This is a genomic window from Priestia sp. P5_B4 (genome assembly GCF_056400385.1).
In genome coordinates this window covers 1-1,285 of the sequence record NZ_JBFULJ010001003.1, presented here as the reverse complement: position 1 = coordinate 1,285, position 1,285 = coordinate 1, and the positions used below count along the sequence as shown (strand labels likewise).

General features: G+C 34.7%; 1 protein-coding gene. It reads left to right on the top strand.

The genetic code is table 11. The annotated features are described in order from the left end of the window. Window positions 1-88 precede the first annotated feature (88 nt). Window positions 89-907, top strand: coding sequence for a mechanosensitive ion channel family protein (locus AC1DRF_RS28290; protein ID WP_043981838.1), 819 nt, complete (start codon window positions 89-91; stop codon window positions 905-907). The last annotated feature ends 378 nt before the right edge of the window (window positions 908-1,285 follow it).

Here is a 1,285-nt window from a genome sequence, read left to right as displayed (position 1 = left end):
TATTATCATTAAGGTTTATGAAGAACAGAAGATTTTTGTCTTTACGTACATTCTTTTGGTATAGTGTTAGAAATAAGGAGTGGGTAAGTTGGTTTTCACTGAATTCTTCCAGCAGTTTCCCGTAAAGGTTTTAACGGTAGCGCTGCTGATTATACTTATTGTTTATTTTATTCGCAAATTCATTAAGCTTTTCTTTGATAAAACGAGCTTTTTAGATGAAAAACGAGAAGAAACCTTAATGCATTTTTCTAATCAGGTGACAAGAGTAGTAGGCCTGGCTTTTTTCTTTATTTATGTGCTTAGCCATTTCTTTGACTTTGGAAAGATACTCACTAGTTCAGTAGTGTTGGCCAGTGCCCTGGCAATAATCCTCCAGCATATTATCCGTGATTATATAATGGGACTGACTTACCTGTTTGAACGTCAGATCCATCACGGAGATTATGTTATTCTCAACGGAAACCGCCAAGGAAAAATAGAAGAAATCACCATGCGCTACTTAAAGATTCGTCAGTATGACGGCTACCTCTATACCGTCTCATATAGCAACATTACGGAACTTCAGAATGGAACCCGAGGAAGACGCCGGGTAAATGAAAGTCTTATTCTCAACTATAGACAAAATCCGGAAGATGCCTTCAAAGTAATGGAGCAAGTAGCACAAACATGTAACGAGAAATATGGCCAGTATTTGTTGAAAGATGTGAATGGAATTCCTATAGAGAGCTTTCAATTCAATCAAATTACTGAACTGAACGTAGATTTTAAAGGTCACCAATATTCAGTATCAGGCCTTGTGAAGGAAGCTGATTTTGTAGAAGCGGGTCAAAAGGTGAGATATGAACTCGCAATGGCTGCCTACAAAAATGATCTAATGATGGCTGAAAGCTTCGAGACAAGCCATTAAAAATAAAACTCGTATCTTATTTATATACAAGCTTTTATACTTAAGATAAAAACACCMTTTTAATTTTTTAAAAGGGTGTTTTTATTTTTAAAAATATCTATTAAGTACTTCTCCAGTACAGATTAATTATCTGAAACAGAAAAAATTAATTAGTACATCTAAATTATTCTTCTAGCGATATGGTAAAATTAAACAAAATACTAAAAGAGGTAAAGGGGGAGTAACTATGTCACAAAAAGCTAATTATACAAAAATCAACTCCAAAATGTGGGATGAGTGGGCTTCAGCTGGAGGAGAATGGTCATTAGCTATTAATCATCAAGATTTTGTAGATGCAACTCAAGGTATTTTTGATATTTACTTAACACCTTGTAAGCC